Consider the following 2,127-nt stretch of genomic DNA (forward strand, 5'->3'; position numbering starts at 1 on the left):
CCCCGAGGCCGCGCCGCCCGCCGCGCCCGGCGCCCGGCGGGCCGTACGGACCACCGGCCTGCTGGTGGGGCTCGTCCTGCTGGCGGTGGCCGTGCTGGCAAGCATCTCCATCGGCGCCAAGCAGATACCGCTCGACCAGGTGTGGCACGGCCTGTTCGAGGCGACGGGCACCCGTGACGACCACATCGTGCGGGGGCTGCGGCTGCCGCGTACCGCGATCGGCGTGGCGGTGGGCGCGGCGCTGGGGCTGGCGGGTGCGGTGATGCAGACGCTGACCCGCAACCCGCTCGCCGACCCCGGCCTCCTCGGGGTGAACGCGGGCGCGTCGGCCGCCGTGGTCACCGCGATCAGCCTGCTGGGCGTCACCTCCTTCACCGGCTATCTGTGGTTCGCGTTCGCGGGCGCCGGGATCGCGGCGGTGGCGGTCAACGCGCTCGGCGGCAGCCGGGCCGCGACGCCCGTACGCCTCGCGCTCGCCGGCACCGCCGTCAACGCGGCGCTCTTCGGGTACGTCAACGGCCTCCAGCTGTGGGATCTGAGCGCGCTGGAGACCATGCGGCACTGGTCGATCGGCACCCTCGCGGGCCGCCGCGGCGATCTGCTGCTGCCCGCGCTGCCGTTCCTGGTCGTGGGCGCGCTCCTCGCGCTGGCGCTGGCCCGGCCGCTGAACGCGATGGCGCTCGGCGACGACACCGCGCGCTCGCTGGGCGCGCACCTCGGCCGTACCCGGGTGCTGTCGATCGTCGCGATCACCCTGCTGTGCGGCGCGGCGACGGCCGTGTGCGGGCCGATCGGCTTCATCGGGCTGATGATCCCGCACGCGGTGCGGGCGTTCTGCGGGCCGGACACCCGCTGGCTGTTCCCGTACTGCGCGGTCTTCGCGCCGGTGCTGCTGCTCGGCTCGGACATCGTCGGCCGGGTGCTCGTACCGCCGTCGGAGATCGAGGTCGGGGTCGTGACCGCGTTCCTCGGCGGCCTGCTGTTCATCCAACTCGTCCGCCGGCGCAAGGTGGCCCACCTGTGAACGTCCTGCGCGCACCCGCGCGTCCGAAGGCCCCCGCCGCCGTGGTGGTGCGCTCGCGCGGCGGGCTCTCGCTGCGCTTCCAGCGGCGCGCGCTGCTGGTCTGCGCGGTCCTGGCCGTGCTGGGCGCGGCCCTCGTGGTGCTCTCGCTGGGCATGGGCGCGTACGAGCTGAGCCCGGCCGAGGTGGTCCGTACGCTCTTCGGCGACGGCCCGCCCGGCGCGGACTTCGTGGTGAACGAGCTGCGGATGCCGCGAGTCCTGGACGGGCTGCTGGCGGGTTTCGCGATGGGCATGAGCGGCGCGGTGTTCCAGTCGCTGTCCCGCAATCCGCTGGGCAGCCCGGACATCATCGGCTTCGGCAGCGGCGCGTCGGCGGGCGCGCTGGTCGCGATCATCGTGCTGGAGGCGGGGACCGTGCAGACCGCCGTCGGCGCGGTGGCGGGCGGCCTCGCGACGGCGTTCGCGGTCTATCTGCTGGCCTGGCAGCGCGGCGTGCACGGCTACCGGCTGGTGCTGATCGGCATCGGCGCCTCCGCGGTGCTCTCCTCGCTGACCAGCTATCTGTTCATACGGGCCGATATCGGCAAGGCCGCGGAGGCCGCAACCTGGATGATCGGCAGCCTGAACGGGCGCGGCTGGGGCGATGTGCGGGTGGCGGCGCTCGGGATCGTGGTGCTGGTCCCGGTCGTGCTGGGGCTCGCGCAGCGGCTGTCGATGCTGGAGATGGGCGACGAGGCGGCGGCCGCGCTGGGCGTCGCCCCGGAGCGCAGCCGGGTGTGGCTGCTGGCGACCGGTACGGGGCTCACCGCGATGGCGGTCGCGGCGGCGGGCCCGATCCCGTTCGTGGCGCTGGCGGCGCCGCAGCTGGCCCGGCGGCTGACGCGGTCGGCGGGCCCCAATGTGCTGCCCGCGGCGTGGATGGGCGCGGTGCTGGTCACCGCGGCGGACTGGACGGCCCAGCGGGTCTCGGGGTCGGCGATCCTGCCGGTGGGGGTGGTCACGGGCGTCGCGGGCGGGCTGTATCTGGCGTGGCTGCTGTTGCTGGAGCGGAGGTCTGGGCGGCTGTGACCGGTGCCGCCGCGCTGTCCGGGGTACGCCCCGGAC

General features: G+C 75.1%; 2 protein-coding genes. Both read left to right on the plus strand.

The annotated features are described in order from the left end of the window. Positions 1 to 1,024 (plus strand): FecCD family ABC transporter permease (locus tag ACFU99_RS41615; protein ID WP_384403411.1); only part of this gene is annotated, 1,024 nt, incomplete at its 5' end. Then, positions 1,021 to 2,091, plus strand: a complete 1,071-nt coding sequence (locus ACFU99_RS41620) for a FecCD family ABC transporter permease (RefSeq protein WP_384403414.1) — start codon at positions 1,021 to 1,023, stop codon at positions 2,089 to 2,091. The genes ACFU99_RS41615 and ACFU99_RS41620, both read left to right, overlap by 4 nt. Positions 2,092 to 2,127: the final 36 nt, after the last annotated feature.

Origin of the sequence: Streptomyces sp. NPDC057654, assembly GCF_042800135.1 — a bacterium.
GTDB lineage: Bacteria > Actinomycetota > Actinomycetes > Streptomycetales > Streptomycetaceae > Streptomyces.